This is a genomic window from Microcystis sp. LE19-131.1A, from assembly GCF_027532015.1.
Classification (GTDB): domain Bacteria; phylum Cyanobacteriota; class Cyanobacteriia; order Cyanobacteriales; family Microcystaceae; genus Microcystis; species Microcystis ichthyoblabe_A.
Genome location: NZ_JAPZSS010000015.1, coordinates 20,514 through 46,118 on the forward strand (window position 1 = coordinate 20,514; position 25,605 = coordinate 46,118).

A 25,605-nucleotide genomic window follows, 5' to 3' on the forward strand; every position below is an offset into this window, starting at 1 on the left:
AATTGCTCTTTTTTTGAGTATAACACCCCATCACCCTATCACCCCTTATGGAAAAATTAACTAATCTCGATCGCATTGCTGAAGAAATTTTAGGTTTAATTCCAACAGAAACGGTTATCATTGCCGAATTTGACGGTGATAGTATTGATTATCGTGCGGGTGCGGGTAAAAATACCCAGGCAATTGTGGGCAAAAGGGGTGATATTGCCACGTCGGGATTGTGTACGGTGGTTTATCAGGGGAGTTGTCCGGTGGTGGTGGGACAAACTCTAGGAGATAATCGCATTCGTCAGGATATAGCGGTCGCTTTGGGGATAAAAACGGCTTTAGCTGTGCCAATTAGGGTTAATAATCAGTTATTTGGCGCAGTAATGCTGTTAAACCGTCTCGATGGTCAGGAATTGACCGATCGAGATAGTTTGTTAGTGGAGGAATATCTGAACTCGCTACTCAGAGATGAGGGATAGAAGCGGTTGGGTAATCCAGTTAAATGCTACGGCGATTTGATGGTTAAGGGTGGGCAGACGGTAGAGATAGACTAAGCGACGGGTAAGATGGGCAAGGGGACCGGCTAATTCTAGTCCTAAACCGCTAATCGTAGCTTCATCGATGCCGAGGGTCAACATTTCGCCTAAAGGTTGATAACGGAAGGGTAAAGCTGGTTTATCGTGGAAACTCGCCCAAATATTCCAAGCGCAGTAGTCGGACTGTTGAAGGGCCACTTGGGCCGTGGCAGCGTATGGTTTATCCTCTTGGTCGCGACTATCGGCCGCATCGCCGATCGCGTAGATACTGGGGTTTTCGACAGTTTGTAAATATTGATTAACTTTTAGTAATTTGCGCTCACTATGTGCTATGGGCAAATTAGCGATCAGTGGGGAGGCGATCGGGCTAACGGTCCAGAGAATTAGATCAACGGGGATATTGTCGATCTGTCCTTTGTAGTCAAGGGAGAGGCGATCCGCTTGGATGTCGGCGACAGTGGTTTCTAGGTCTAACCAAACCAGACGTTTTTCTAGGGCTTTTTTGGCGGTGTCGCGGTTAAATTGGGTTGAAGGTCCAAGTATATCGCTATTTCTTTCGATCAGACGAATTCTTCCCCTTTCTCCGAGACGATCGGCCAGCTTACAGGCTAATTCTACGCCGCTATAACCGCCCCCGATAATGGCGACCCGGATTTTATCGCGATCGGATTGTTCTAGGGTTTTGAGTCGATCCCGAAGACGATAGGCATCCTCTAGACTACGAAAGGGGATAGCGTGGGTTCTGGCCCCGGGTAGGAATTCAAGGGAGGATTGACCACCGAGGGCGATCACGAGGCGGTCATAGCATATATCGTTTTTATTGTCAAGGGTTATTTTATGATTATTAACATTGATCGCCGTGACGGTTCCCTGTTGGAAGTTAACGGGGGTATTGGCGAGCAATTCGCTGAAAGGGGGAGCAATTTCCCAGGATTGTAGTTCTGAGGTGACTAATTCGTAGAGAAGGGGAGAAAATAAAAAGTGATCGCTTTTATCAATTAAGGTAATTTGGGGAGGGTGTTGATCGCTCCAAGGCAATTGACTCAAACGCAAAGCAGTATAGAGTCCACCAAAACCACCACCGAGAATACAAATTTTTGGGTTTGAGTCAGTCATATCGATCGCTGAGGGTTTTGTTTCTTATTTTGACACTCCCTGCCATAAAATGGACGGGGAAACTTAAACCCAAATTTTCGGTAAACCAGGAAAGAAAAATAGTTTTTATTTATCTACCCAGCCAAATCGTCAGCAAAGCCAAAATTGTAGCCAGAAAAAGGATATGATTCATCCAATCATCGAAAGACCAATTTTTAAACATAATTTAGTTCCTTAAAATCGAGGCTTACTGCTCAACAGCTTACCTTAATTTCTAATAGAAGTGCTATCGGGTGCAGCCGGTTGACCCGGGCAATCTATTAAGATTAGTTAAGGGCAGTAAAGGAATCGTTAAATCAATCATAAATTGTCATAGTCCATTTCCTCCAGAGCCTAGCATAGAGGGGAAGCCTCCTTTATACCCAGGTAATTGCATGAATGGACTACAACAACAGATTATCAGTCTTGATCGGAAAGTCGATCATCTACAGGATATTGTCGAGAGCCTCAGCCGGCAAATTGCTATCCTAGCTGGGGATAAATCGAGTCGTTCTCCGCGTGAATCTTTGGAAATGGTCGGTTTTTCCGAGTTATCCGATAATAGCCTCTACGATCATAAAGATATTCTCCGAGATCACGGTGGCAAACAATCCCCGGCTGTCAATGGAGAAAATTCTTTTTCCGATGAAATCCAAATTCGCCGATTGACGGCACAATTGACGGCGGCCTACAATCGCATTGCAGCTCTCGAAGAACAATTACTCAGCTATCGCATCCATTCCTAGTTAATTTCTGCCCAGGGGATTGGTTAAACCGGGTAAGGTGGGATTAGTCGGCAAATTAGGCAAAGGATTGCTATTTTCTATTGTGGGATTGTTAGCTTCCCCCGATAGAGTGGCTAAGGCCACGCGATCGCCACCCACCTGTCGCAGTAGGTCTAAAACCCCAACCACTTCGTTATAACTGGCATTACGCGAAGCATTCAGTACCATCAGTCCATTGGGACTATATTGATGATAATTCTTGATTGCCTCGAATAACTGGGGGCGAGTCACCATCTGTTTTTCGACGTAGAGTTGTCCGAAATCATCGAGACTAACCACCAACATTTCCCGCATCGGGGTGGTGGCGGTACTAGCTTTCGGTAAATCAAGACTGATAGCCTGTTGGCGAGATAATCCCACTGCACCGAGAATAAAGAAGGTGAGAATACAGAAAATTACATCGATCAAGGGAATGATGTTAACCTGCACATCCTCTTGAATGCGGTGTTGATCATGCCATAATTTCAGGGGACGAGCCGTAATATGGCTACTTTTGGGCTTTTTGTGGTTAAGAGATTTAGTTTCGGCCATGGGTTATAGGGGGGAGACTTAGCGATCGAGAGGTTTTTCTAGGTTAGCACTGAGGGCGTATTGTTGGTCTTCTCCATCTAGCCAACGTTGACGGTAGATAATTTCTAAATCACTGCCGGCCTTGCGAAAAATTCTAGCTTGATTGAACCAGAGTCCCTGAAAAATGCGATAGAAAGCGAGGCTAAAGATAGCGACAATTAAGCCGGTAGCGGTGGAAATTAAAGCTTCACTAATACCTAAAGTTACTCCGGCTGTGGAGGAAGTTCCCAGGTCACTCAGTTGAATATTGGCCAAAGAGGTAATTAAACCGAGTACCGTCCCTAATAATCCTAGCAGGGGAGAAAGGGCGATGACTGCCTCAAGGATTTTATCGCCCCGTTTCATTAGGGATAATTGTTCATCGGCAGCCGATTCGAGGGCAAAGTGAAAAACCTCTGGATCTGGATTTTCTAAGCGCAGGGGTGCGTAGAGATAGCTACCGATGGGGTGATTGCGGGAATCCCTAGCGACTTTTGCCGCTAAGTCCCAGTTACGGGTGGCCGATTCCATAATCCGGTTTAAAATCTGGCCTTCACTGAGGAGGGTGCGACTCCAAAACCAAATTCGTTCGATAATAGTGCTAAGAGCTAAAATAGACAGAAAAAGCAGCGGCCACATGGCCACTCCGCCTTTTTGGATTAAATCAGTTATACTCACGAGTTGTTTTGTCCCTCCTGGGCGATCGGGTAATGATTATAGTTTAAGGATTATAGTTTAAGATTTAGCTTAATCGATTGACATTTATAGTTCTCACGCTGACTTAGAATACAGGATGAGATGGGGCTTTTCAAGAGGCCAGAAGATATCAGAAAAGGGATTGCCCTGACTCTATTGGAACCTAATTCGGGGCAGAGAAGTCTAAACCACGGTTATCTAACCGTCCCTACTTTTTGCCGCAAACCCTATATAAAAAAAGGAGTGAAAATAATCACTCCTACTGATAATCACAAGAAAAACTGGCTTAAACCTAGAGAGCGTTTGCCCCCGCTACTACTTCTAACAATTCTTGCGTAATAGCGGCCTGACGCGCTTTGTTGTAGGTACGGCTTAAAGTGCCAATTAACTCGCTGGCGTTCTCGCTGGCGTTACTCATCGCCGTCATCCGGGCTGCTAATTCACTAGCCGCTGATTCCTGGAGAGCGCGCAGTAATTGGTTATTTAAGTACAAAGGTAGCAGAGAATCGAGAATTTGGACGGGATTCTGCTCAAAAATCATGTCTTGGGGAAAAACCTGCGCCGGTTGGCTGGCCATTTTTTCCCGTTGTACCTTAAATTTTCCCTCTTTAGTCACCAAACGGAAAATCTCGTCATCCTGTACCGCTAAACCTTGAGTAGTTAAAGGTAACAGGGTTTGAATCACCGGAGTGGAACTGATCAGGGAGATAAAACGAGTATAAACCAACTCGACGCGATCAACTGTTTCCGATAAAAATAAGGAAAGCAATTCATCCCCAATCGTGCCAGCTTCATCGGCAGTGGGAATCTGTTCGAGGTTAATAAATTTAGCGGCAATGGGAGCATTCCGGCGCTCGAAATATTGTGCCGCTTTCCGGCCGGCAATAACTAATTGATAGTTAATCCCTTGCTCTTTTAATTCATTCATCCGTTGTTCAGCACGACGGATGACGTTAGTATTATAACCGCCACAAAGACCTCGATCGCCTGTGACTACCAACAGAGCCACGGTTTTTACTTCCCGTTGGGCCAGCAGGGGTAAATTAACATCACTAAAGGCTAAACGACCTTGAAGATTATAAAGTACCTGAGCGAGGGCATCGGCAAAAGGACGGGTACAGAGAACTTGTTCTTGGGCGCGTCGCACTTTTGCGGCCGCCACCAGACGCATGGCCTCGGTAATTTTTTTGGTATTTTTGACCGATTGAATTTGGTCGCGAATCGCTTTGAGATTAGGCATAATTCAGTTATCAGTTATCAGTTATCAGTCATCAGTCATCAGTTATCAGTTATCAGATTGGAGTTTTAAGTGAGCAGTATGTGTTAAGTGAGCAGTATTAAATAGCAGTTTCTTGCCATCTTTTCATTGTTTACTGATCACTATTTACTGATCACTGTTTACTGGTCACTGATAACTGAAAAGGCTGACAGCTTAAAGCTCACAGAAGTTTACTTGAAAGCCTGTTTGTACTCGTTGATGCCATCTTTGAGCAGGCCTTCTGCTTCGTCGTTGAGTTGTTTTTCAGTGCTGACGATCTCAACGTAGCGAGGTTTGCTGGTTTTCAGGTATTCCCGCAAACCGGTGCAGAAATCGATAACTTTATCGGTGGCGATATCGTCGAGATAACCGTTTAAACCGGCATAAACCACCGCGACCTGTTCCCAAACGGAGAGGGGGAAGTTTTGGGGCTGTTTGAGGATTTGACGCAGACGTTGACCGCGAGCGAGTTGTGCTTGGGTGGCCGCATCAAGGTCAGAAGCGAATTGAGCAAAAGCTTCTAATTCGTCAAACTGGGCTAATTCGAGTTTTAATTTACCAGCAACTTTCTTCATTGCTTTCGTTTGGGCCGCCGAACCGACGCGGGATACGGAAATACCAGCGTTAATCGCGGGACGGAAACCAGCGTTAAAGAGGTCGGTGGAGAGGAAGATCTGACCGTCAGTAATCGAAATTACATTGGTGGGAATGTAGGCAGAAACGTCACCGGCTTGGGTTTCGATAATCGGCAGGGCGGTCATGCTACCACCACCGAGGGCATCGCTGAGTTTAGCGGCACGTTCTAGTAAACGGGAGTGGAGATAGAAAACGTCGCCGGGGTAAGCTTCCCGACCGGGAGGACGACGCATGAGCAGGGATAGCTGACGATAAGCTTGAGCCTGTTTGGTGAGGTCATCATAGATAACTAGGGTCGCTTTGCCTTTATACATGAAGTATTCGGCGATCGAAGCTCCGGTGTAGGGGGCGATATACTGGAGGGTGGCGGGGTCGTTAGCGTTAGCGGCCACCACCACGGTGTAATCCATGGCGCCTCTTTGGGTGAGGGTGTCGATTACTTGGGCGACGGTGGAGGCTTTTTGACCGATGGCGACATAGACACAGATCACGTCTTCGCTTTTCTGGTTAATGATCGTGTCAATGGCGATCGCTGTTTTACCAGTTTTTCTGTCACCGATAATTAACTCCCGTTGGCCACGACCGACGGGAATCATGGCATCGATAGCGGTGATGCCGGTTTGCATCGGTTCACAGACGGATTTGCGAGCGACAATACCGGGGGCGGGGGATTCTACCAGACGGGTTTCGCTGGCGAGGATGTCCCCTTTCCCGTCGATGGGACGACCGAGGGCATCAACCACGCGGCCGACTAAGGCTTCACCCACGGGAACCTGAGCGATTTTACCGGTAGCTTTCACCGTACCGCCTTCTTTAATCCCGAAACCGTCACCCATTAACACCGCGCCGACGTTATCTTCTTCGAGGTTAAGGGCGATGCCGACGGTTCCATCTTCAAATTCTAATAGTTCTCCCGACATGGCCTGTTGTAGGCCGTAGATGCGGGCAGTACCGTCACCCACTTGCAGGACGGTTCCCACGTTGGAGACCTGTACTTCTTGGTTATAGGATTCGATCTGTTGACGAATAATCGTGCTAATTTCGTCGGGTCTGATAGCTACCATAGTTTAATCTGGGAAAAAGTAAAAAATTAAGAAGGTGAAAAAACGGCAAAAAAGGGAGATTAGATGACCTTAGCGCAGGGAGAGGCTGAGGCGTTGTAGTTGACCGCGAATGCTGGCATCAAAGATCTGAGAACCGACTTTGATCACCACACCACCGATTAGGCTGCCATCAACTTTGGTTTTCAGTTCGACCACGTTCGCCCCGGTCAGGGTTTTCACTTTGTCGATGACGATTTGTTTTTGGCTATCGTTCAATTCGGTGGCCGAGGAAACTTCCGCTAAAACGGTGTTAGTCAGCACTCTAGCCAGGGTGAGATATTGTTGACAAACGGGTTCTAAAAATTGAATCCGACGTTTATCGACTAATAACATCATGAAGTTAGTTAAATAGGGATTGGCATTGGTCCCCATTACTTGGGAAAGAACGGCTTTTTTAGCTTCTTCTTTGATGACGGGATTGCCGATAAAAGCTCTTAGATCGGGAGCATTTTCCAACAATTCTAAGAGGGATTTTATTTCGCCGCCGATCGCTTCTAATTGTCCGCTGCTTTGGGCGACGGAAAGTAATGCTTGGGCGTAGGGTTCGGCTATTTCTGAACTGATTAAACTTCCCTGCATCTATTTACCTCCTAGGTTGGCCAAACTGCGATCAATTAGGGTTTGTTGTACCGATTCTTCCAGGCCAGTGCTTAATTGGGATTCCACATTAGCTAAGGCTAAAGCGGTAATTCTTTGGCGTAATTCTACTAAAACGCGATCCTGTTCTGCCGAGAGATCTTTAGCGGCACTTTCGCGCATTCTTTGAATATCGAGTTCGGCTTGGGCGGCGATGTCGGCGGTGACAGTTTTAGCTCTAGATCGAGCATTATTGATAATTTTTTCCGCTTCTTGTTTTGCTAGGGCGAGTTTTTTCTGTTCTTCGGCGAGGGCGTTAGCGGCAATATTTTTCCGGTCTTCAGCTTCGGCTAAAGCTTCAGCAATCTTCGACTGACGTTCTCCGAGGATTTGTCCGAGAACTTTGCGGCCGTAGAAGATGACTAAACCGAGCAGAATCGAGAGGTTAAATAGGTTAGTTCCTAGGATATCGGTGTTGATGCCGAATCCTTCTGCTGCCGCTTCCTTCGCCTCCGTGGCTAATAATAAAACTGTGTCGATGATCATGGTTATTGAGGGCGGGGAGTAGGTTATTCAGTTATCAGTTATCAGAGGTAAGTTATCAGTCTTCTAACTTCTGACGACTGAGTTCTATCTTTTTACTGATCACTGTTATTAACCAAGGGCTGGGGTTTAGCGAACGAGTTCGGGGCCGAGGAGTTTTTCGAGAATTTGACGGGAAAGAGAGGCCACTTGTCCTTCTAGAGAACGAAAGACTTCTTCTTTCTGTTGGGCAATTTCGGCGGCGACGGCTTCCTTACGAGCGATCGCTTCTTTTTGGGCTGCGGCAACTCGTTCGCTGGCTAGTTTTTGGGCCTCAGCTTGCGCTTGGGCGATAATCTCTTGGGATTGTTTACGAGCCGAAGTTAATTGCAATTCGTACTCTTGTACCAGTGCTTCGGTTTTGGCTAGTTGTTCTTTGGCTCCGCCTTCCGTTTGCCGAATATACTCCGCCCGTTCATCTAAAACTTTACTGAGGGGTTTATAAAAAACGGCGTTCAGGATCACTGCCAAAAGAATAAACTGTAGTGCCATCACTGGCAGGGTGGCATCGAAATCAAACATTGATTTATTCCTGATAAATAGAAGCTATAGACAGGTTCAAAAAAGGAAGACGATCCCCCTGCTTTAAAAGTAAACAGTCAGGGGGAATCACTAAAATTCCCTTAATTAGCTATCAGCCTTCCGTCCCAAAAACCAGATTTTTTAGTGGGCTGCTTTGGCGTTTTTTAAGAGTTTTTAAAACTCTGCTGCCAAGCTGGGGACTGGGGGCTGATAGCCCACTGCTTTTTTAATTAGGCGAAGGGGTTAGCGAACAGTAAAACGAGAGCGATAACCAAACCGTAGATGGTTAAGGATTCCATGAATGCCAAGCTGAGGAGAAGGGTACCACGAATTCTTCCTTCAGCTTCGGGTTGACGGGCGATACCGGAAACAGCTTCTCCAGAAGCGGTACCTTGACCAACACCGGGGCCGATAGCGGCTAAACCAACGGCGAGGGCGGCGGCGATAACGGAAGCGGCAGCTACTGTGGGGTTCATGGTGATTTTTTCCTCTATTTACTAATCAATTTCAATCTGTTGTTTACAGAGCGCGTTCTCAGCCTCAAAAAATGGCTGGTTTTCTGCTCAAAACTCCCGAAAGAGTTTTTGGGAAATAACGATCCTGGAATTCAGTTGCTCATCCTGAATTCGACCAATAATTTCTTAGTTATTATCCTATTATTTGGACACTTTTCCCTAAGAAATTTTTCTGTTTTCGTCTCTCGCTTTTAAGCGTGTTCTTCTTCGTGTTCCGATTCCAGTGCCTCATGGATATAGGCCCCGGCAAGGGTAGCGAAGACAAGGGCCTGGATAGCGCTGGTAAATAAACCGAGAGCCATCAGGGGGAGGGGTACGACTAGGGGGACGAGGAAGACTAATACGGCTACTACCAACTCGTCCGCGAGGATGTTTCCGAAAAGACGGAAGCTGAGGGAGAGGGGTTTGGTAAAGTCTTCTAAAATTTTGATCGGTAATAGCACGGGAATCGGCTCTAGGTAGTGAGCGAAGTAACCGAGTCCTTTTTTACTGATGCCCGCGTAGAAGTAAGCGAGGGAAGTCAGTAGGGCTAACGCCACCGTGGTATTGATGTCGTTAGTGGGGGCGGCTAATTCTCCTTCGGGCAGTTCGATTAACTTCCAAGGAATCAAGGCCCCTAACCAGTTAGAAACGAAAATAAATAAAAATAGGGTGCCGATGAAGGGCAACCAGGGTCGATATTCCTTTTCTCCTAGCTGGTTTTTGGCTAAATCGCGCAGAAATTCGAGAACGTACTCCATGAGGTTTTGAATACCGCTAGGGACTTTCTGGATTTTGCGGGTAGCGGCGATCGAGGCGATGATTAAGATAGCGAAGACGATCCAGGAGACCGCGATCACTTGCCCGTGAATTTTTAGTCCGCCGATGTGCCAGTACCAGTGTTGTCCCACTTCCAGGGAAGCGAGACTATAAAAATTAAGCACACTTAAACTGTCTAACATTTCTACCTTAGAGAGATTCAGGTTCGCAAATCAGGGTTATTTTGAACGGTCAAAGGGTTTAGGAATCGGCTTTCTGCTCCAGCTTGAAGATGGTTTGCAGGGTATAGACGATGATCGCGCCTTTATAGGTCAAAAAACCCAAAAAAACTGGCACTATGTGCAGTTCTTGCCAACGACTGGCGATGATGATTAATCCAGCGAATAGGGCTAATCCTTTTTTGCCTACCCGATTTTTCGTTACCCCCAATTTTTCCACTTCCCCGGCGAGGAGTTTTAGGTAAACAACTCCCACCATTGCCCCTAATAGGTAATTAAGGGCGGTATTAAGGGAATAAAACAGCCACACGGGTATAAAGATCAGACCGATTAAGATCAGGGTGGTGATCAGTAAAGTGTTTTGTAGTTGATAGTATTCCCGCATCGGATCTGACGGCGGGTTGGTTTCTGGGGTTGGAGGAGATTCGATCGATGGGTCAGACAAGGTACACCTAAATCAGCGATAGACTAATCTCAATATCTGGATTGCTTTCCCAGCTATGACGCTCAGGTAAGCCACAAGACATATTATCACGGCAGCGGCAACAATTATTAAGCAATTGTAAATTGTGATGATTCCGTCGGTCGTCGGGAGACTCCGAGACTCCGAGACTCCGAGTCGGGAGATAGGGTGATAGGGATTTAGGGGTTTAGGGGTTTAGGGGTTTGGGGAAATTTCAGCCAAATGCTCCACTTCCCCACTTCCCAATTCATAATTCATAATTCATAATTCATAATTCCCCACACCCCACTTCCTCATCTCCCCACCCTACCTTTGGCCAGAATTAGTCTCAATCAGGTTTTTTTAAGAGTTTTGCGCCACAGTTTTTACAAAAATTGGCGTCTATATCGTGACGGGGTAAACCACAATCTGGACAAGGATAATCAGTTTGAGTGCCAGATTTTAATATTTGTTTAGTCAGAGTGCTAATTTGCAAGGGAATTAACAAAACTCCCGTTAAAATCATTAAAACTGTCACCATTTTGCCCCCATCAGAAAGAGGAGTCACATCCCCAAATCCCACGGTAGTCATAGTCACTACAGCAAAGTAAAAAGCATCAAAAAATGTCCGATAAACTTGGGGATTAATTGGGTGTTCGATCTGATAAATTAAACCAGCATAGACAAAAATAATCGAGAATAGAGTTAGTAATATGCGAGTAAATACTATCTGATCGGAAGTTTTAATTTGAAAAATAGAAAGATCGGAACCAAAAAAACGAATCACTCGCAAAATTCTAAACCAGCGAAAAATTCTAAAGAACCTAATATCAAAAAAACCAAAAAATAGAGGCAGGATTGATAATAAATCTAGGATGGAAAAAATGTTAAAAACAAAGCCTAGTTTTGATTCCGCACACCAAAACCGAATTAGATACTCTAGGGAAAATAAGCTTAAAATTCCCCAATCAAGCTGACGTAACCACATTTGCCAAGTGGCGGATAAGGGATAGGTTTGAGCCACATAAATCCCCAACGAGAGTAAAATTAATGCTAAGATAAGCAGATTTACCGTCAGTCCGATCGCCGTGGTGACATCCTCTAAATAAAAAGCTATCTTGGCACGAAAAGAGAGCATAAATTCGGCTATCAGTAAACAGTAACCAGTAATCAGTGAACTGAAAACTCACATCTGATAACTGATCACTGATAACTGATAACTGCTTAAGGTAATTCCACCGAAGTTGGTTTAGCAATATGAGGCAAACCCCAACCCAATTTTTCCCGGAGTATGCGGAAGAATTCCGTCGATTGCAGACGAATAAAATGAGCTTGGTGGGGCGATTTCTGCACATTAATTCGATCTTCTGGCAAGATATAAGAACCGCCATTACCGTCCACCACCATCACCATCCTGTTAGCAGTTGCTGGGAAAATATTCACCGTTTCCTTGTCAGAAAATACCAAGGATCTCGAAGCTAAAGAATGGGGACAAATGGGAGCTAATTGTAATACCGGCACATCGGGAGTTATTACCGGGCCACCGGCGCTGAGAGCATAGGCAGTAGAACCGGTGGGAGTGGAGAGAATCACCCCATCGGCAGCGATATCGACGGGTGCGTGTTCACCAATTTGAATCTCAAAATGACACATACTGGTGAGGGGTTCCCGGTGGACGACCACCTCATTGAGAGAAAGTGCCTCCCAGAGGAGGGTATCTTCGCGAAACAGTCGTACCGTGATCATCGAGCGATTTTCGATGGTGTATTTCCCCTCTAAAACCAGTTCTAAGGCAGGTTCAAGCTGATTTAGGTAAATTTCGGTCAAAAAGCCCATGTGTCCCGTATTGACCGTTAACAGGGGCAAATTGAGGGTGGCCAACTGCCGGGCTGCCGATAGGACTGTACCATCGCCCCCCAACACGATCGCAAAACTTAAATCTTGCTCGAAGTGGGGGGGGACTAACTGATCGATCGGGGTAAAACAAACCGGACGAGAGGGTTTAGAATGGCCTAGTAGGCCACCGCTGCCGGTAGCCATAAACACCTGCCAACCTAAAGAAAGTAGCTGATCTTGTATCTGATGGGCTGTTTTACAAGCGATAGGCTTAATATCGTTGTAAATAATGCCGATTTTGGGCATTGACAAATTTTCCTACTGCTGAATCACGCTTTCTTTTTGAAAGGGGTCTTCTTCTTCTGCTGAGCTTTTTGTTTCTCGAAGTCGATTTCCTTGAGCTTCTTGAGAATGCGGCTAAAGTATTCTTGTAAATAGGATTCTAAAGTAGTTGTTTGACTCGGATCAAGGCCAAATACTTGATAAACTTCTGCCATGGGAGCATCAAGAGCTTGACTACTAGCGAGAACCTCCGCAAAAGCTAGTCGGTCAGATATATTATAAGTCCACTGGAAACAACGGCTTATTCCCCGCATAAAACGCAGTAATCCCATGGGTAAACGCCAAATTTTCCCCTCTTTACCCGATAAGCGTTCGCAAACTTCGATAATTTCTTCAGCTTTCCAAGCTTTGCTGCCGACCACGGGATAGGATTGACCGACGGTTTCGGGGACTTCTAAAGCGCGAACGGCGAATTTAGCGATATCTTGGGTGTCCATGTAGGCGATCGCCGTACTTTCCCCCGTGATCCAGACGGTTTGATTATCTAACATCGGGATGGCGTATTGACCGATTAAACCCTGCATAAAGCCACAGGGACGCAGAATTGTATATTTTAAACCCGATTCTGCTATAAATTTCTCGGTACAGCGTTTTATCTCCATCAAAGGCACGTTGGGATATTTTTCGGCATTGAGGATCGAAAAGAAAATAAAGCGATCAACTCCGGCGGTTTTAGCCGCTTGAATCAGATTAACTTTACCATCCCAATCCACCTGTTTAATGCTGGCTGAGTCCGTCGCCCGGGCTGTAGCGGCATCGATCACCGCGTCCATTCCCTCTAAAGCAGCAATAATGGTATTTTTATCCCGCAGGGTTCCCCCGACTAATTCCGCGCCCCATTCCTTCAAAAAAGCCGCTTTTCTCTGACTGCGTACCAAACAACGCACTTGATGTCCCTGATCGATGGCATGACGCACGATCTGTCGCCCTAGGGTTCCTGTCGCACCGACAACTAATACTTTCATCTATAATTAATTTTTTGTTACATTTGTTAACACTTCTCTAAGATACTATCAAAAAAGTGGATCATTGGGGATAGAAAAATTCTAAGATTCCCCGATCCCCGTCCAGTTCTACCATTGTTCCCACCGGTAAAGCGGCATTATCGCCATCATGACCGAAAGGTAACTCAGCAATAACCGCAATGCCTAAATCGCCCAAACGCTCTTTTAAGACTTCCTCTACGGTTTGACTATCACTGTCGGGGGCTGCCAGACAACGGCTAAAACGACCGAGAGCAATGCCTTTAATTCGGGAGAAAATGCCCAGCATTCGCCACTGAGTTAACATTCGATCGATCCGGTAGGGGGCCTCGGTTACGTCCTCTAGGGCTAAAATTACCCCCTCTAGGGTGGGTTGAACCGAGGTTCCGAGGAGATGGGTGGCTACGGTTAAATTAGCTGGTAATAAGCGTCCCCGCACTTTGCCCCCACCCCAACCTTGACCGATAAGAGGGGCTAAAGGACGACCTTCCAGAAGAGAAAAGAGGCGATCAATTGATTGGGGACTTTCTTGGGCTAAGGTGGTTAAAACTGGCCCGTGAACGCTACAAATGCCCTGTTTCGCTAAACTCCATAAAATCCCCGTCACGTCGGAAAAACCGATTAACCATTTCGGGTTAGTTTTTGCCCATGTCCAATTTTCCAAGAGGCGAGCGCTACCGTAACCCCCCCTAGCGCAGAGAATTGCTTGACAATCGTCATCTTGCCATGTTTGGGCTAAAGCTTGACGACGTTGCTCGTCGCTACCGGCGAGATAACCGAGACGATTAGCCCAATTCTCGCTAAATTCCACTTGATAACCCCTTGATCGCCAGATTTCTACGCCTTTTTCGAGGGCGGCTAATTCCTTGACGGCTCCACTGGTGGCCACCAGAGAAACTTTAGCACCGGGTTGCAGAAACGATGGGATGATCATAGGCGGATTAAGCTGAAATTACAGGCAATTTTGTGGCAGTATGAAAACTGACAGCATATTCTATCGAATGTTTCTCGATTTTCCCGATTCGTTCTTTGAATTAATCGAACGACCCGATGCTAGGGTTAGCAATTATCGATTTACTTCCCAAGAAGTCAAACAACTAGCTTTTCGATTAGATGGTTTATTTTTGCCGCTCGATAATCTAGAAAATTTGCCTTTTTATCTGGTAGAAGTGCAGTTTCAAAAGGATGAAGACCTATATTATCGATTATTTTCGGAACTTTTCTTGTATCTTAGACAGTATAAACCTTTGTCACCCTGGCAGATAGTTGTTATTTATCCTAGTCGAGAAATTGAGCGAGAACATCCCCAGCAATTTGCCGATTTTTTATCCCTAGCAAGGGTTAAAAGAATCTATCTGGATGAATTGCCAAATGACGAGACTCCTTCCTTAGCGATCGCTCTGATCAAATTGGTTACGGAAAGTGAGAGTCAAGCTGTTAATTCTGCTAAGATTTTAATTAAACAGGCTCAAAGAGAAGTCAGCGATCGCTTAGTGCAGAGAAATGTCATTGATTTAATCGAAACGATAATCATTTATAAGTTACCCCAAAAAAGTCGAGAGGAAATAGAAGCTATGTTGGAACTACAAGACCTAAAACAAACTCGTTTCTATCAAGAAGCTTTTGGAGATGGAATTGAACGGGGAATTGAACAGGGAATTGAACAGGGAATAAACTTGCAAAAATTGAAAACAATTTCTCTACTGCAAGACCTCGGTTTAACCCCGCAACAAATCTCGGAACGCTTAGACTTGACTCTGGAAACAGTGCTTAACTATTTGGCACAACAGCAACAATAATCACACCTGTTTTAACAGTCTATAAAAACAGCAGTTGCTAAGTAGTGAACAAATGGATGGTAGCGAATCAGTGACCTTTAACCTATCAGTGATAACTCGATGAATAACGACTTATTGACTTTTCTCTTTGGTGTTACCCTTCTCATTCTCTATCTAGTTTTTTCAGCTTTAACCGAGATGGGAACAAAATGGCCTTGGACAAAAAAATAAGAGAAATACTTATAGATGTGAATAAACATAAAATCGGGTCAGGGATTCGGTCATTGGAAAAATTCTATTCGCTCTACTGATAAAATATGAAACTAATTGGTGATATTTCCCCGAGCTTGGATTTATTCTTGTTGCTTTTTTTCTGGCATTGTCTCATCGGTGCCATTGCTACAGTCATCGCTATCAATAAAGGCTATCCAAGATTAAATTGGCTAATCTTCGGCCTTCTGGGAGGAACCTTTACCTTTTTTATCGCTCTTTTCCTGAAAAAAAAGCCCAAAATTTAAGGGATGATATTGCTTGATTATCCTTTAATAGTTCCCATCAACACCTCTAAATCTTCTGCGTCTAACTCCTCTGGGATGCCATTACGAATTAATTCCGAAAAATCCTCATTGGGAACCATAAAACATAGTGCATAAAGTCTTCCGTCCCCCACATTTCTAATCTCGTGAATACCCGTGGGACGGACTAATAAACTATCCCCCGGCCCCAGGGGAATCGCTTTACCATCACAGATAGCCATTCCCTCCCCTTTGAGGATAAAAAACATTTCTACGGCAAAATGATGACGATGGGTAGGGGTGCGACCGTGGGGATCGAAAATTTCCACACAAACGGTCAAGGAATCCCCCGCTACGGTAGAATCAAAGACGATCGCTAAACGATTCGTATCCCCAGCGCTAATGCGAAAAACTTGATAGTCCCGGGGAGATCGAATCACGGGTAACATACAATAATCGCTGGTCAGTTGGCTATTCATCGCTAATTTCGATCAAACTGTGGATGATTCTAAGACTAGCAAAAATTTTCAACTTCGCTCGATTGCGTCCACCACTTTACTCACATCTACGATCGCAGCCACATCATGGACGCGCAGGATATCGGCCCCCTTAGCGATCGCTATAGCACAGGCCGCCGCCGTTCCGAAAACTCGTTCTTTTGGGTCATCTTTGCCTGTAATCTCGCCAATAAAGCGTTTTCTCGACAATCCAATCAAAATAGGTAAATCTAAATCCCGAAATTGCTTTAATTCTCGCAATAACTCAAGATTTTGTGTCCCAGTTTTGGCGAAACCAATCCCCGGATCGATGATAATATTTTCCCTAGCAATACCCCACTGTAAAGCTTCCTTAACACGATTCTGTAAAAATTCTTTAATTTCCTTGACTAAATCATCATAATGTGTTAGAGATTGCATGGTTTGCGGATTGCCCCGCAGGTGCATGAGGATGATGGGAACGGCCAATTTAGCCACCGTCGGCAATAATAGGCGATCGAAGGTTCCCCCGGAAATATCATTGATCAAATCGGCCCCGGCGGCGATACCTTGGGCTGCTACAATCGCCCTAGTGGTATCGAGAGAGATAGGAATAGAACTTTGTTGTCGAATAGCGGTGATTACGGGGATAACTCGCGATAATTCTGCTTCTAGGCTAATTTCTTGCGCTCCCGGACGGGTGGATTGACCACCGATATCGATTATATCAGCCCCAGCCTCGATCATTTTCATCGCCTGTAGCAGGGCATTTTCAACATTGTCAAATTCTCCCCCATCACTAAAACTATCGGGAGTAACGTTCAAAACACCCATGATATAGGTGCGTTTTCCCCAAGCAAAAATATGTTCACGAATTACCGTTAAATTAGACATAATACTAAATCCTGCTGACAAAGTAGATGAATTATGAATTATGAAGTGGGGAGAATAAATCAAAATAATCTCCTGATAAATGATTACTGATAACTAATAACTGATTACTGACGGTGATAGTTAATTTTTAAGTAGAGAAGAATCTTTTAATTCAAAATAAGCTTGTACTTCTTCTTTCCAGAGTTGATATTTTTCTTGAATTAGTTGATATTGACTGGCAAAATCGAGGTTACAATCAACGAGATTGCTATCGATATCGGATTGGACTAATTCCCGTTCGATTAGGGTTTCTCGGATAAATTTTAAACATTCTTGTCTCAAAGTTTCCGCTTGATCGATAATTAGCTGGACTTGATTAATTGCTCGATCATACAATGGAGTTTGTGAGTGAAAAATTTCCGAAGATGCGGCCAGATTTCGCAGTCTATGTAATTGATTTTTCTTTTCTACTAAACTGGCAATTTTGGGGTTAATTTCAAAAAGCAAGGTTTTCACCAGAGGAGCCAAGCGGCGAGTGTTAATATAATCGTAGTTATTAAGATCTGATTTAATCAGGTGTACCTGTTGTAAATCGACGGTAATATCGTGGAATTGGATCTCGGTTTCGGTGATGGTGGGATGAATTGTTTTAACTTTCCACGTGGTAACAGAAGTCAACTGCTGGCGATCAATATTAACCATTTGCTGCTCCATTTTCAGCACATCGAGGGGAATGCTATAAAGTTTTTTCTCAGGGATATAGATAACATCGCTACCGAGAATGCGATCGATTTTAGGACGACGATATAAATAATGATACAGGAATCGATAAAAGCTTTTACTACCTTGAAATATCTGGAGAAATAACCAAATTTTCCAGCTAAATAACCCGCTAAGAAAGCGTCCGAATAGATGGGAATTCGAGGAGGAGTTATTCATGAAATTCCGTTATCAGTTATCGGTGAGGAATCGGAGGTTTGGTTCTTTTCAGCGATCGGTAAATAGTAAAGAGTAATCAGGGATAAAGATAACTAACTAATTAACTTAAAACTTACATCTGATAACTGATAACTGATAACTGATAACTGATTAAGGACGTTCTCCGGGTAGATTTTTTGAAGATGTTGGTTTCGATCTTACCTGTTGACGACCGTTGCGGATAACTTGTAACATTTGCCCTAATTGTCGATCGAGATCTTCTAAAACCGCTTCAGCATAGTCGTCAGCGCCTTTTTGAATTTCATGACATTCAGCTTGGGTTTTTTGTCGTAACTGTTGTACTTCCTGCAAGGTGCTGTGACGCATCTGTTCGATTTCATCGAGGGTTTGTTGTTGCAAGGATTCGCATTCCTGTTGAACCCGTTGACGAATTTGGGCCGCTTGCCGTTCTGCTTGTTGAATAATACCGGACTCGTCGAGAATTTGGGCGGCTCTTTGTTGAGCGGAACGCAGGACTTGTTGAGCGTATTCCTCTGCTTTAGTGATAATTTCCTGTTCTTCCTGCAAAATTGCTAAAGCTTTCTGTACTGCCGGTGGCACGGTTTCATAGATAAGATCGATTTGTTCGGCTATCTGTCCCTCATCGATCATTGTCCAACGGGTGAGGGGGATATGGAAACTATCAAAAATCATCTCTTGCAGACGCGCCAAATCCTGATAGATATCGAAATCGACGGGTGGACTGGGAACCCCACTATTAGAAGTGTTAGGTACTGCTTTTCTGGGATCATTAGGTTCTCGGCGCGCCATAGGTTCAGATCGTCCTCATTACTGTATTTTAGTATGTTAACTGTAGTATGAGTAAATATCCCTAGAAACGTTTTCCGGGACTAGATGACTGACGGAGCCACCGAATTGAGCGATTTCTTTAACCACGCTACTACTTAAAAAACTATATTCTTTAGTGGTGGCCAAAAAAACCGTTTCGATTCCTTCCCAGAGAGTTTTATTGGTATGTGCCATTTGCAGTTCTTTTTCAAAGTCTGAGAGAACCCGCAACCCCCGCAACAGCACCTTAGCACCTTTCAATCTGGCATATTCAACCGTTAATCCTGAAAAACTGTCTATCTCAACGTTTTTCAGGTGTTTTGTACAGTAGCTGATCTGTTCTATGCGTTGTTCGACGGTAAACAGGGGGTTTTTATGGGGATTGCAGAGAACTGCCACGATTACTCGCTCGAATAGTGGCACACTGCGTTCGATAATATCTAAATGACCGAGTGTAACTGGATCGAAGCTGCCGGGGTAGATGGCGATCATTTCTCAACCTGCACACCTCGCCAAAAAGCGATATATCCTTTGATATTTTGGGCTTTTGGCTTAGGATCGGGATAATACCAAGCGGCATCTTTATTGTCTTGTCCATCTACCCTGAGAGTATAGTAACTAGCCTCTCCTTTCCAAGAACAAATGGTATGGGTGTTACTGGGTTGGAAATATTCAGCTTTGACGGTATCGGGGGGAAAATAGTAGTTTCCCTCGACAATTTCGCAGTTATCGCTTTCCGCTACCACTGCACCATTCCAAATCGCCTTTGCCATGACACTAACTCCTAGTTCTGTTTCAAAATTATCTTACAACAGAGTTTGTAAATGTTGAACCAGTTGGTTAACCTGCACCACTCCCTCGATTCGATCGATCGGTTGACCATTTTTAAAGACTACTAAAGTCGGTAAAGCTTGAATACCGTACTTAGTGGCTAAATTGGGATATTTGTCTGTATCAATTTTGACAATTTGTAGGCGATTTTTGAAATACATTCCCGTTTGTTCTAGAATCGGAGCCATCATTTGACAAGGACCACACCAAGTGGCATAGAAATCCACTAACACGGGAAGATTAGTGGTTTGCAACAGTTCCTCAAAACTGGAAAACTCTTTTTTGACTGCCATAAATTGTCACCTCGCCAGAAAAATAGCCTTTTCCCTACTATAGCTTTTCTACTGAAGGGGTGACAACGAGGTTGAAGTCTAGGCTGGGTGTGGGGTGTGGGGAAAATCTCCTCGCTGTCAGCCGTCAAATTCATTAACTTATACCAATTCTCCAAAGTCTGACTACAGAAGTTTAATCCCCCTAAATCCCCCTTAAAAAGGGGAACTTAAAGGGGGATTTAAATTCGATGTGTAGTTTTCATTTAGAGAAATGGTATTACTTAAGCTTAAACCTGATTCTCTCGTCCTCATTTCGGGGAAAGTCTCAAGGTTTTTCCCTACACCTTACCCCCACACCCTGTTTCACTTTCAATCTGCTTGTCACCCCTTGAGACTTTTCTTTTTCTAGATGTTCCTTGATTTCTTCAGAGCAGTCATCGATCGCCGGGAAAATGCTAAGTTAAGTAAAGACTCGACAGCCAAATCTCCATGAACATCCTAACCAAGCTGCTTTTTCCCGAAACTAAAACCCCAGAGCAAGTAGGTTCACCGCGAGTACAGAAAAGCCGCCGGGGAATCGAAACCAAATCCGCCGCAGAAATCGTTATTATGCGACAAGCGGGTAAAATTGCCGCCACAGTCCTCAAGGAAATTGCCGAGATCGCTCAACCCGGGATGACGACGGCGGATCTGGATGCTCATGCGGAAAAACGTATCCGTGCAATGGGTGCTACTCCCAGTTTTAAAGGTTATTATGGCTTTCCTGCCTCGATTTGTGCCTCCGTCGATAACGAAGTCGTTCACGGTATCCCTAGCCCGAAAAAACGCCTCAAAGCTGGTTCTGTGTTAAAGGTAGATACAGGGGCCTACTACCAAGGTTATCATGGGGATTCCTGTATCACGATCGCGATCGGTTCCGTCTCTCCCAAAGCCGAAAAATTAATCCGCGTAGCGGAAGAAGCTTTATATAAAGGCATAAATCAGGTAAAAGCTGGCAATTATCTGCTCGATATCGCAGGAGCGATCGAAGATCACGTTCAAGCTAACGGTTTCCAAGTGGTAGAAGATTTTACCGGTCATGGAGTCGGCAGAAATCTCCACGAAGAACCCTCGGTATTTAATTTTCGCACTAATGAGTTACCCAATGTCAAACTCCGCGCCGGGATGACTCTGGCAATTGAACCAATTGTCAATGCGGGATCTAAACATACCAGAACTTTGCGCGATCGTTGGACGGTGGTGACGATGGATAATGCTTTCTCCGCTCAATTTGAGCATACTGTCTTAGTAACCGCCACAGGTTACGAAATCTTAACCGATCGCAATAACCTATAAAATTGTCTATAGATTTTTTTGCTCCGGAATCTTAATTGAAAATTTATTTAGTGGCAGGATTTAGTCAAAATGTTTAAAAATATCGTTGTTGCCTTGGATTGTGGGGAATCATCCCATCGAGTCCTTCATGCTTTGAATTCCCTCTCGCTAACGGCAAATTCTTACATCATCATCACCCATATTCTTGGTAAGGAGGGAGATGAATCGGCAGTGGATCGCCCTCATCCCTCCCGTGAGATCATTGAAGATCAATTGCGCTGCTATCAATCCCAAATTGCTACCCCTAGTGAAATCGAGGTCATCTTTGGCGATCCAGCGGAGGAAATTATTCGTTTAGCTAATATCTATCAAGCTGATCTGATCGTGATCGGCAGCCGGGGATTAACGGGAGTTCAACGGGTGATCGAAGATTCTGTTAGTAGTCTCGTGGTGGCAGAAGCTACCTGTTCCGTATTGGTGGTGAAAGCATAGCAGCCAGCATTCAGCGTCGAGACTCCCAGACTTGTGAGACAGCTATCAGGGATCGGATGTGAGCAGCACTACTGACTAAAATTTGCAAATCTTATTTTTCCCCAATGTTTTCCCCCATACATTCCCCAGTCTTTCCCCACTCACTCCCCAGTTTTCCACAGTTTACCCAGACTTTTCCACAGGCAACAGCGATAGAATCGGCACTTGCTTCCAGAAAAAATTAATCTTGATTGTCAAAATCCCACTCGCAAGATACTGAGTTACTGTTAAGTTAAGTAAATAAAATCTGGCTCTAACCCTTATTCCCTCGTAAATATTAAGTTTTTCTAAAGCATTCCTTTACATCTGGTAATATTGCAACTCCCTCCAACTTGGCTCACAATAGTCCTTACTGTCCACTGCACCAGTCAGGGATTTCCCCACTTCCGATCAGAGGTAAACGATATGAATACATCAGTCAGTATCTTGGCAGAAATCCCCGAAATTCTCCACCAATCCCTACAACAATACCTAGAAACTCACCCCGGTTGGGATCAAGATGGTGTGTTTACGGCGGCATTATCATTTTTTCTGCTTAATTGTCAATCCCCCGAAAGGATGAATTTTGAGGAACAAAATAGCTGTGCCAAGGTTTATCTAGAAACTTTGTTCCAGCGCTCGGAGTGCTAATTCGGTGATAATAAGAGTCGGGTCTTGGTTAAAAGCCCGATTTCTCCCTATGAATTCCGATAAAACCCCTAATTTAATCATTCCTCAGCTAATTATCGGTTTGGGTAATCCCGAACCCAAATATGATCGCACCCGTCATAATATCGGTTTTGAAGCTGTGGACTCATTAGCGCGGGATTGGGGGCTATCTTGGCAGGAAAATAAGCGATTTCAAGGTTTTATCGCCGAAGGTGACAGTCCTCTCCCGGGCAAAATTCGTCTCTTGAAACCCCAAACCTATATGAATCGCTCCGGGCAATCGGTGCGCTCGGTGCTGGACTGGTATAAACTAGCTCCAGAGTCGATTTTAGTCATTTACGATGATATGGATCTGCCCCTAGGCCGGTTGAGAATCCGTCTATCGGGATCGGCGGGCGGACACAACGGTATTAAATCAATGATTGCCCACGTTGGCACGGAAAACTTCGCTCGTTTACGCATAGGAATCGGTAAATCAAGCGAAAAAGCGACTATTTCCCACGTTTTAGGTCGATTCACCCCCCAAGAAAACGAAGTGATCTTGAAAGTGTTAGACTTGTCCAGAAAAGCGATCGAACTTGGTCTCAAACAGGGGTTACAAAAGTCAATGAGTCTCTACAATAATCAAAGTGTAGAGATTGGCTCTAATCTATGCTGATAGCAAATAAGCCTGATTTTAGTAATGGTTATAATCGCCATTTTCGTCTATGCTCCTACAGAACCCTTGCTTAAATTTTGATCGCCCTTTGCTAGATTAGGTCAATTTTTATCCTCGATATTAGTAGTTTAAGTATGATTAATCGCCAAAGTTTGCGGAGATTCGTCCACAGGTTTAATCTCATTTTATTGATAATCGCTACAGTTTTTTGTCTTTGGAGTAATCCCGCTTTTGCCCATCGTCCCCATGATGTGATTAGTCAAGTGGAAGTTTCTCCCGATTTCCAGACAGATAATACGGTATATATATTAGTGCGAAATAACTTTTATAAGTCTAGGGATGGAGGTAGCAGCTGGACAAGATTAATTCAAGGTTTAGATTATACGGGGGAATTAAGTTCCCTGTCCCTATCTCCCCTCAATAAAAATATTCTCTATTTAGCTTCAAGGTCCAATGGTATTTATAAAAGTGAAGATGCGGGGGAATCTTGGCAGAAAGTTAATCAGGGTTTAGAAACTAACTTTATTAACTTCCTAGAAATTGCCCCTTCCGATCCCAATATAGCAGCAGCAGTGGGATTAGAAAAAGGGGTTTATTTAACCGAAGATGGTGGTAAAAATTGGTCAAATATTTTCCCCACCACGGCACTGATAACCTCTCTAGCTATTACTCCCAGCAATCCTGATCGCATTTTTTTCGGGGATGAACAGGGTAAATTATACACTTCCTCCGATGGGGGAAAAACTTGGCAGAATCTCCCCTTACCTGCTAATATGGGGGCAGTAGATACAATTGCTTTTTCTCCTAATTTAGACAGGGATAAAACCTTTTTTGTCGGCACAAAAGAAGCGGGTATTTTTAAAACCGTTGATGATGGTAAAACCTTCCAAGCTGTTAACGAAGGAATTAAGGATAAAATCATCGAAGACATCGTTATTTCTCCCGACTATGCTCAAAACTCCACTCTTTATGCTATTACTTGGCATGACGGAATGTATGTTTCTCAGGATGGGGGCAAAAGTTGGACAAAAATGAGCGAGGGTTTAACCAAAGATAAACAGGCTGATGATTATAAAGTTCCCCATTTTATGGATTTAAAAATAGTTCAAGATACGATGTTTTTGGGGGGATTTAATGGCTTATTTAAAACCACGGATAGCGGCAAACAATGGCAGGAAATAGAAACGTTAGACCGGGGAACAGTTATCGCCATGGCGGTTTCTCCTAAATATGCCGAGGATGGTACTGTCGTCATTGCTAATTATGTAGGCAATATCTTCATCAGTCGGGATAAAGGGGAAACTTGGACACCAATTAATCGCGGTTTAGAGGTTTATCGACTTGGCAAGGATCCCGAAGAATCAGGACAAGATCCCCGGCGTTTCTTTGACATTGCCTTTTCTCCTAACTATGGAGAAGATAGAACTATTTTTGCGGGGTTTTTACGCAATAGATTTGCCAAATCCGATAACGGTGGTGATTTATGGAAAATTATCGAAATTGATCAGGGAGTCCGCGGTCCGAGAATAGTTCCTTCTCCAGATTTTGCCAAGGATAAAACTCTCTTTCTCACCAATCAGCAGGGGAGAATATTTCGTTCTACTGATGGAGGAAATACGGTTAAAAATATTAGTGAAGTGGGCAGAATTTTCGGTAATTATGCCCCTGCTATGGTAGCTTCCCCCGATTTTGCTAAGGATAAAACTTTGTTTGTCACGGGAAAAGAGGGTATTTATCAAAGTGTTGATGGTGGACTAACTTGGAAAAATGTCAGCCAAGGAACACCTCTATCAAAAACCCCTAATGTACAGTTGGCAATGTCTCCCAATTATCCCAGCGATGGAACTATTTTTGCTGGGACAGTTTCTGGTTTGTTTGTCAGCAAAGATGGGGCTAAAAGTTGGACAAAATTAGAGAAACCGGGGTTTAATCCCAATACTTCGGTAGAAACCATTGCTATCTCTCCTGATTATGCTAATGATCGCACGGTAATGGTTAGTTTACAGGGAGATGGTTTGTTTAAATCTACCGATGGTGGGGAAACTTTTAAATCAATTGGTGATCCTAAAATACCCCTAGTGAAAATTCATAGTATCCCTTCCTCTGGTATCTCCGTCCAGTTTTCTCCTAATTATGCTCAAGATAAAACTTTATTCGGTTTTGGTGGCGCTAAAACTACAGTTTTTCGTTCCACCGATGGGGGAGAAACTTGGACAAGTGTAACTATTTCTCCTCACGAGGAAGAAGATACACCCCGCTATAAAATCGGTGAGTTTTTCTTTAGTCCCCTTGGCACAATCTTGCGCGTGGTTATCCCGATTCTCCTTGCAATCGTCGCTTATTTTCTGGTGGGTTTCCTGAAACTGGAGAAAATTATTAATCTTCCTAAATCCTTCTTCCCCATGACAGGAGCATTGATGATTTTTCTGTTTGTTTTCTTCGTTATCATTACCCAAGTTTAGGAGAAATTTTGACCAGCGGG

31 protein-coding genes are annotated in these 25,605 nt (G+C 44.3%); 9 read left to right on the top strand and 22 right to left on the bottom strand.

Annotated features, from left to right (window positions below; all coding sequences use genetic code 11):
* The first annotated feature begins 47 nt into the window (after positions 1-47).
* A complete protein-coding gene (locus O9323_RS01320) occupies positions 48-467 on the top strand; it encodes a GAF domain-containing protein (RefSeq protein WP_287694128.1) in 420 nt (139 codons plus the stop codon).
* Here O9323_RS01320 and O9323_RS01325 read toward each other — a convergent pair.
* Positions 447-1,640: an NAD(P)/FAD-dependent oxidoreductase gene (locus O9323_RS01325; protein ID WP_288124579.1), complete on the bottom strand. Its 1,194-nt coding sequence runs from the start codon at positions 1,638-1,640 to the stop codon at positions 447-449. The two genes, O9323_RS01320 and O9323_RS01325, sit on opposite strands and share 21 nt — an antisense overlap.
* A 413-nt stretch (positions 1,641-2,053) precedes the next feature.
* Between O9323_RS01325 and O9323_RS01330 the strand changes: the two genes are divergently transcribed.
* Complete coding sequence (locus O9323_RS01330; RefSeq protein ID WP_002793181.1) at positions 2,054-2,404, top strand: hypothetical protein; 351 nt, start codon at positions 2,054-2,056, stop codon at positions 2,402-2,404.
* Here O9323_RS01330 and O9323_RS01335 read toward each other — a convergent pair whose 3' ends face one another.
* From O9323_RS01335 to O9323_RS01400, 14 genes are all read right to left on the bottom strand, one after another.
* Positions 2,405-2,974, bottom strand: coding sequence for an ExbD/TolR family protein (locus O9323_RS01335; protein ID WP_002776482.1), 570 nt, complete (start codon positions 2,972-2,974; stop codon positions 2,405-2,407).
* 18 nt (positions 2,975-2,992) lie between these two features.
* Entirely contained in the window at positions 2,993-3,631 is a 639-nt protein-coding gene (locus tag O9323_RS01340; protein ID WP_024968580.1) for a MotA/TolQ/ExbB proton channel family protein, read from the bottom strand.
* Between the two features lie 349 nt (positions 3,632-3,980).
* The gene (locus O9323_RS01345) at positions 3,981-4,928 is read right to left on the bottom strand and encodes a F0F1 ATP synthase subunit gamma (protein WP_002750073.1); all 948 of its coding nucleotides are present in this window, start codon (positions 4,926-4,928) and stop codon (positions 3,981-3,983) included.
* Between the two features lie 209 nt (positions 4,929-5,137).
* Positions 5,138-6,646, bottom strand: a complete 1,509-nt coding sequence (gene atpA / locus O9323_RS01350) for a F0F1 ATP synthase subunit alpha (RefSeq protein WP_002750072.1) — start codon at positions 6,644-6,646, stop codon at positions 5,138-5,140.
* A 69-nt stretch (positions 6,647-6,715) separates the two neighbouring features.
* The gene (gene atpH / locus O9323_RS01355) at positions 6,716-7,264 is read right to left on the bottom strand and encodes an ATP synthase F1 subunit delta (protein WP_149108016.1); all 549 of its coding nucleotides are present in this window, start codon (positions 7,262-7,264) and stop codon (positions 6,716-6,718) included.
* Positions 7,265-7,807, bottom strand: coding sequence for a F0F1 ATP synthase subunit B (locus O9323_RS01360; protein WP_002750068.1), 543 nt, complete (start codon positions 7,805-7,807; stop codon positions 7,265-7,267).
* A 126-nt stretch (positions 7,808-7,933) separates the two neighbouring features.
* The gene (locus tag O9323_RS01365; protein WP_002750066.1) at positions 7,934-8,365 is read right to left on the bottom strand and encodes a F0F1 ATP synthase subunit B'; all 432 of its coding nucleotides are present in this window, start codon (positions 8,363-8,365) and stop codon (positions 7,934-7,936) included.
* Positions 8,366-8,595: 230 nt separating this feature from the next.
* Complete coding sequence (atpE, locus tag O9323_RS01370; protein WP_002740068.1) at positions 8,596-8,841, bottom strand: ATP synthase F0 subunit C; 246 nt, start codon at positions 8,839-8,841, stop codon at positions 8,596-8,598.
* A 230-nt stretch (positions 8,842-9,071) separates the two neighbouring features.
* On the bottom strand, positions 9,072-9,821 hold the full coding sequence (gene atpB, locus O9323_RS01375; protein ID WP_002739857.1) for a F0F1 ATP synthase subunit A: 750 nt from the start codon (positions 9,819-9,821) through the stop codon (positions 9,072-9,074).
* Positions 9,822-9,879: 58 nt separating this feature from the next.
* On the bottom strand, positions 9,880-10,242 hold the full coding sequence (locus O9323_RS01380; RefSeq protein WP_149979147.1) for an ATP synthase subunit I: 363 nt from the start codon (positions 10,240-10,242) through the stop codon (positions 9,880-9,882).
* A 406-nt stretch (positions 10,243-10,648) separates the two neighbouring features.
* Positions 10,649-11,437 (bottom strand): ion transporter, encoded by a 789-nt coding sequence (locus tag O9323_RS01385; protein ID WP_288124580.1) that lies wholly within the window; start codon positions 11,435-11,437, stop codon positions 10,649-10,651.
* Between the two features lie 86 nt (positions 11,438-11,523).
* Positions 11,524-12,441 carry an NAD(+) kinase gene (locus O9323_RS01390; RefSeq protein WP_008201585.1) on the bottom strand — a complete coding sequence of 306 codons (918 nt, stop codon included), beginning with the start codon at positions 12,439-12,441 and terminating at the stop codon, positions 11,524-11,526.
* Positions 12,442-12,464: 23 nt separating this feature from the next.
* A complete protein-coding gene (locus tag O9323_RS01395; RefSeq protein ID WP_288124581.1) occupies positions 12,465-13,442 on the bottom strand; it encodes an SDR family oxidoreductase in 978 nt (325 codons plus the stop codon).
* A gap of 61 nt (positions 13,443-13,503) precedes the next feature.
* Positions 13,504-14,394, bottom strand: coding sequence for a S66 peptidase family protein (locus tag O9323_RS01400; protein ID WP_288124582.1), 891 nt, complete (start codon positions 14,392-14,394; stop codon positions 13,504-13,506).
* Positions 14,395-14,434: 40 nt separating this feature from the next.
* On the opposite strand from O9323_RS01400, the gene O9323_RS01405 reads away from it, so the two are divergent.
* Positions 14,435-15,259: an Rpn family recombination-promoting nuclease/putative transposase gene (locus O9323_RS01405; RefSeq protein WP_288124583.1), complete on the top strand. Its 825-nt coding sequence runs from the start codon at positions 14,435-14,437 to the stop codon at positions 15,257-15,259.
* A 296-nt stretch (positions 15,260-15,555) separates the two neighbouring features.
* The gene (locus O9323_RS01410; protein ID WP_002739871.1) at positions 15,556-15,756 is read left to right on the top strand and encodes a hypothetical protein; all 201 of its coding nucleotides are present in this window, start codon (positions 15,556-15,558) and stop codon (positions 15,754-15,756) included.
* 17 nt (positions 15,757-15,773) lie between these two features.
* On the opposite strand, the gene O9323_RS01415 is transcribed toward O9323_RS01410, so the two are convergent.
* From O9323_RS01415 to trxA, 7 genes are all read right to left on the bottom strand, one after another.
* Positions 15,774-16,232, bottom strand: coding sequence for a cupin domain-containing protein (locus O9323_RS01415; protein WP_002739902.1), 459 nt, complete (start codon positions 16,230-16,232; stop codon positions 15,774-15,776).
* 48 nt (positions 16,233-16,280) lie between these two features.
* Complete coding sequence (gene folP / locus O9323_RS01420; RefSeq protein WP_002776467.1) at positions 16,281-17,123, bottom strand: dihydropteroate synthase; 843 nt, start codon at positions 17,121-17,123, stop codon at positions 16,281-16,283.
* A 120-nt stretch (positions 17,124-17,243) separates the two neighbouring features.
* A complete protein-coding gene (locus tag O9323_RS01425; protein WP_002739654.1) occupies positions 17,244-18,041 on the bottom strand; it encodes a hypothetical protein in 798 nt (265 codons plus the stop codon).
* 150 nt (positions 18,042-18,191) lie between these two features.
* Positions 18,192-18,851, bottom strand: a complete 660-nt coding sequence (locus O9323_RS01430; RefSeq protein WP_002739760.1) for an ATP synthase subunit B family protein — start codon at positions 18,849-18,851, stop codon at positions 18,192-18,194.
* Positions 18,852-18,887: 36 nt separating this feature from the next.
* Entirely contained in the window at positions 18,888-19,361 is a 474-nt protein-coding gene (gene coaD / locus O9323_RS01435; protein WP_002743551.1) for a pantetheine-phosphate adenylyltransferase, read from the bottom strand.
* A complete protein-coding gene (locus tag O9323_RS01440) occupies positions 19,358-19,642 on the bottom strand; it encodes a DUF427 domain-containing protein (protein WP_002739527.1) in 285 nt (94 codons plus the stop codon). Before O9323_RS01440 ends, coaD begins: the two co-directional genes overlap by 4 nt.
* A 33-nt stretch (positions 19,643-19,675) precedes the next feature.
* Positions 19,676-19,993, bottom strand: a complete 318-nt coding sequence (trxA, locus tag O9323_RS01445; RefSeq protein WP_002739627.1) for a thioredoxin — start codon at positions 19,991-19,993, stop codon at positions 19,676-19,678.
* A gap of 468 nt (positions 19,994-20,461) precedes the next feature.
* Here trxA and map point away from each other — a divergent pair, with 468 nt between their 5' ends.
* From map to O9323_RS01470, 5 genes are all read left to right on the top strand, one after another.
* A complete protein-coding gene (map, locus tag O9323_RS01450) occupies positions 20,462-21,307 on the top strand; it encodes a type I methionyl aminopeptidase (RefSeq protein WP_002750037.1) in 846 nt (281 codons plus the stop codon).
* 69 nt (positions 21,308-21,376) lie between these two features.
* Entirely contained in the window at positions 21,377-21,778 is a 402-nt protein-coding gene (locus tag O9323_RS01455; RefSeq protein ID WP_069474818.1) for a universal stress protein, read from the top strand.
* A gap of 444 nt (positions 21,779-22,222) precedes the next feature.
* Positions 22,223-22,447, top strand: a complete 225-nt coding sequence (locus tag O9323_RS01460; RefSeq protein WP_002739844.1) for a DUF2811 domain-containing protein — start codon at positions 22,223-22,225, stop codon at positions 22,445-22,447.
* A 49-nt stretch (positions 22,448-22,496) separates the two neighbouring features.
* Positions 22,497-23,123 (top strand): aminoacyl-tRNA hydrolase, encoded by a 627-nt coding sequence (gene pth, locus O9323_RS01465; protein ID WP_288124584.1) that lies wholly within the window; start codon positions 22,497-22,499, stop codon positions 23,121-23,123.
* A 134-nt stretch (positions 23,124-23,257) separates the two neighbouring features.
* Positions 23,258-25,585 carry a VPS10 domain-containing protein gene (locus O9323_RS01470; RefSeq protein WP_288124585.1) on the top strand — a complete coding sequence of 776 codons (2,328 nt, stop codon included), beginning with the start codon at positions 23,258-23,260 and terminating at the stop codon, positions 25,583-25,585.
* The last annotated feature ends 20 nt before the right edge of the window (positions 25,586-25,605 follow it).

Bases quoted from the DNA above. Each gene is read 5' to 3' on its own strand.
- O9323_RS01320 (WP_287694128.1), top strand. From the start codon at position 48: ATGGAAAAATTAACTAATCTCGATCGCATTGCTGAAGAAATTTTAGGT.
- O9323_RS01325 (WP_288124579.1), bottom strand. From the start codon at position 1,640: ATGACTGACTCAAACCCAAAAATTTGTATTCTCGGTGGTGGTTTTGGT.
- O9323_RS01330 (WP_002793181.1), top strand. From the start codon at position 2,054: ATGAATGGACTACAACAACAGATTATCAGTCTTGATCGGAAAGTCGAT.
- O9323_RS01335 (WP_002776482.1), bottom strand. From the start codon at position 2,974: ATGGCCGAAACTAAATCTCTTAACCACAAAAAGCCCAAAAGTAGCCAT.
- O9323_RS01340 (WP_024968580.1), bottom strand. From the start codon at position 3,631: ATGTGGCCGCTGCTTTTTCTGTCTATTTTAGCTCTTAGCACTATTATC.
- O9323_RS01345 (WP_002750073.1), bottom strand. From the start codon at position 4,928: ATGCCTAATCTCAAAGCGATTCGCGACCAAATTCAATCGGTCAAAAAT.
- atpA (WP_002750072.1), bottom strand. From the start codon at position 6,646: ATGGTAGCTATCAGACCCGACGAAATTAGCACGATTATTCGTCAACAG.
- atpH (WP_149108016.1), bottom strand. From the start codon at position 7,264: ATGCAGGGAAGTTTAATCAGTTCAGAAATAGCCGAACCCTACGCCCAA.
- O9323_RS01360 (WP_002750068.1), bottom strand. From the start codon at position 7,807: ATGATCATCGACACAGTTTTATTATTAGCCACGGAGGCGAAGGAAGCG.
- O9323_RS01365 (WP_002750066.1), bottom strand. From the start codon at position 8,365: ATGTTTGATTTCGATGCCACCCTGCCAGTGATGGCACTACAGTTTATT.
- atpE (WP_002740068.1), bottom strand. From the start codon at position 8,841: ATGAACCCCACAGTAGCTGCCGCTTCCGTTATCGCCGCCGCCCTCGCC.
- atpB (WP_002739857.1), bottom strand. From the start codon at position 9,821: ATGTTAGACAGTTTAAGTGTGCTTAATTTTTATAGTCTCGCTTCCCTG.
- O9323_RS01380 (WP_149979147.1), bottom strand. From the start codon at position 10,242: ATGCGGGAATACTATCAACTACAAAACACTTTACTGATCACCACCCTG.
- O9323_RS01385 (WP_288124580.1), bottom strand. From the start codon at position 11,437: ATGCTCTCTTTTCGTGCCAAGATAGCTTTTTATTTAGAGGATGTCACC.
- O9323_RS01390 (WP_008201585.1), bottom strand. From the start codon at position 12,441: ATGCCCAAAATCGGCATTATTTACAACGATATTAAGCCTATCGCTTGT.
- O9323_RS01395 (WP_288124581.1), bottom strand. From the start codon at position 13,442: ATGAAAGTATTAGTTGTCGGTGCGACAGGAACCCTAGGGCGACAGATC.
- O9323_RS01400 (WP_288124582.1), bottom strand. From the start codon at position 14,394: ATGATCATCCCATCGTTTCTGCAACCCGGTGCTAAAGTTTCTCTGGTG.
- O9323_RS01405 (WP_288124583.1), top strand. From the start codon at position 14,435: ATGAAAACTGACAGCATATTCTATCGAATGTTTCTCGATTTTCCCGAT.
- O9323_RS01410 (WP_002739871.1), top strand. From the start codon at position 15,556: ATGAAACTAATTGGTGATATTTCCCCGAGCTTGGATTTATTCTTGTTG.
- O9323_RS01415 (WP_002739902.1), bottom strand. From the start codon at position 16,232: ATGAATAGCCAACTGACCAGCGATTATTGTATGTTACCCGTGATTCGA.
- folP (WP_002776467.1), bottom strand. From the start codon at position 17,123: ATGTCTAATTTAACGGTAATTCGTGAACATATTTTTGCTTGGGGAAAA.
- O9323_RS01425 (WP_002739654.1), bottom strand. From the start codon at position 18,041: ATGAATAACTCCTCCTCGAATTCCCATCTATTCGGACGCTTTCTTAGC.
- O9323_RS01430 (WP_002739760.1), bottom strand. From the start codon at position 18,851: ATGGCGCGCCGAGAACCTAATGATCCCAGAAAAGCAGTACCTAACACT.
- coaD (WP_002743551.1), bottom strand. From the start codon at position 19,361: ATGATCGCCATCTACCCCGGCAGCTTCGATCCAGTTACACTCGGTCAT.
- O9323_RS01440 (WP_002739527.1), bottom strand. From the start codon at position 19,642: ATGGCAAAGGCGATTTGGAATGGTGCAGTGGTAGCGGAAAGCGATAAC.
- trxA (WP_002739627.1), bottom strand. From the start codon at position 19,993: ATGGCAGTCAAAAAAGAGTTTTCCAGTTTTGAGGAACTGTTGCAAACC.
- map (WP_002750037.1), top strand. From the start codon at position 20,462: ATGAACATCCTAACCAAGCTGCTTTTTCCCGAAACTAAAACCCCAGAG.
- O9323_RS01455 (WP_069474818.1), top strand. From the start codon at position 21,377: ATGTTTAAAAATATCGTTGTTGCCTTGGATTGTGGGGAATCATCCCAT.
- O9323_RS01460 (WP_002739844.1), top strand. From the start codon at position 22,223: ATGAATACATCAGTCAGTATCTTGGCAGAAATCCCCGAAATTCTCCAC.
- pth (WP_288124584.1), top strand. From the start codon at position 22,497: ATGAATTCCGATAAAACCCCTAATTTAATCATTCCTCAGCTAATTATC.
- O9323_RS01470 (WP_288124585.1), top strand. From the start codon at position 23,258: ATGATTAATCGCCAAAGTTTGCGGAGATTCGTCCACAGGTTTAATCTC.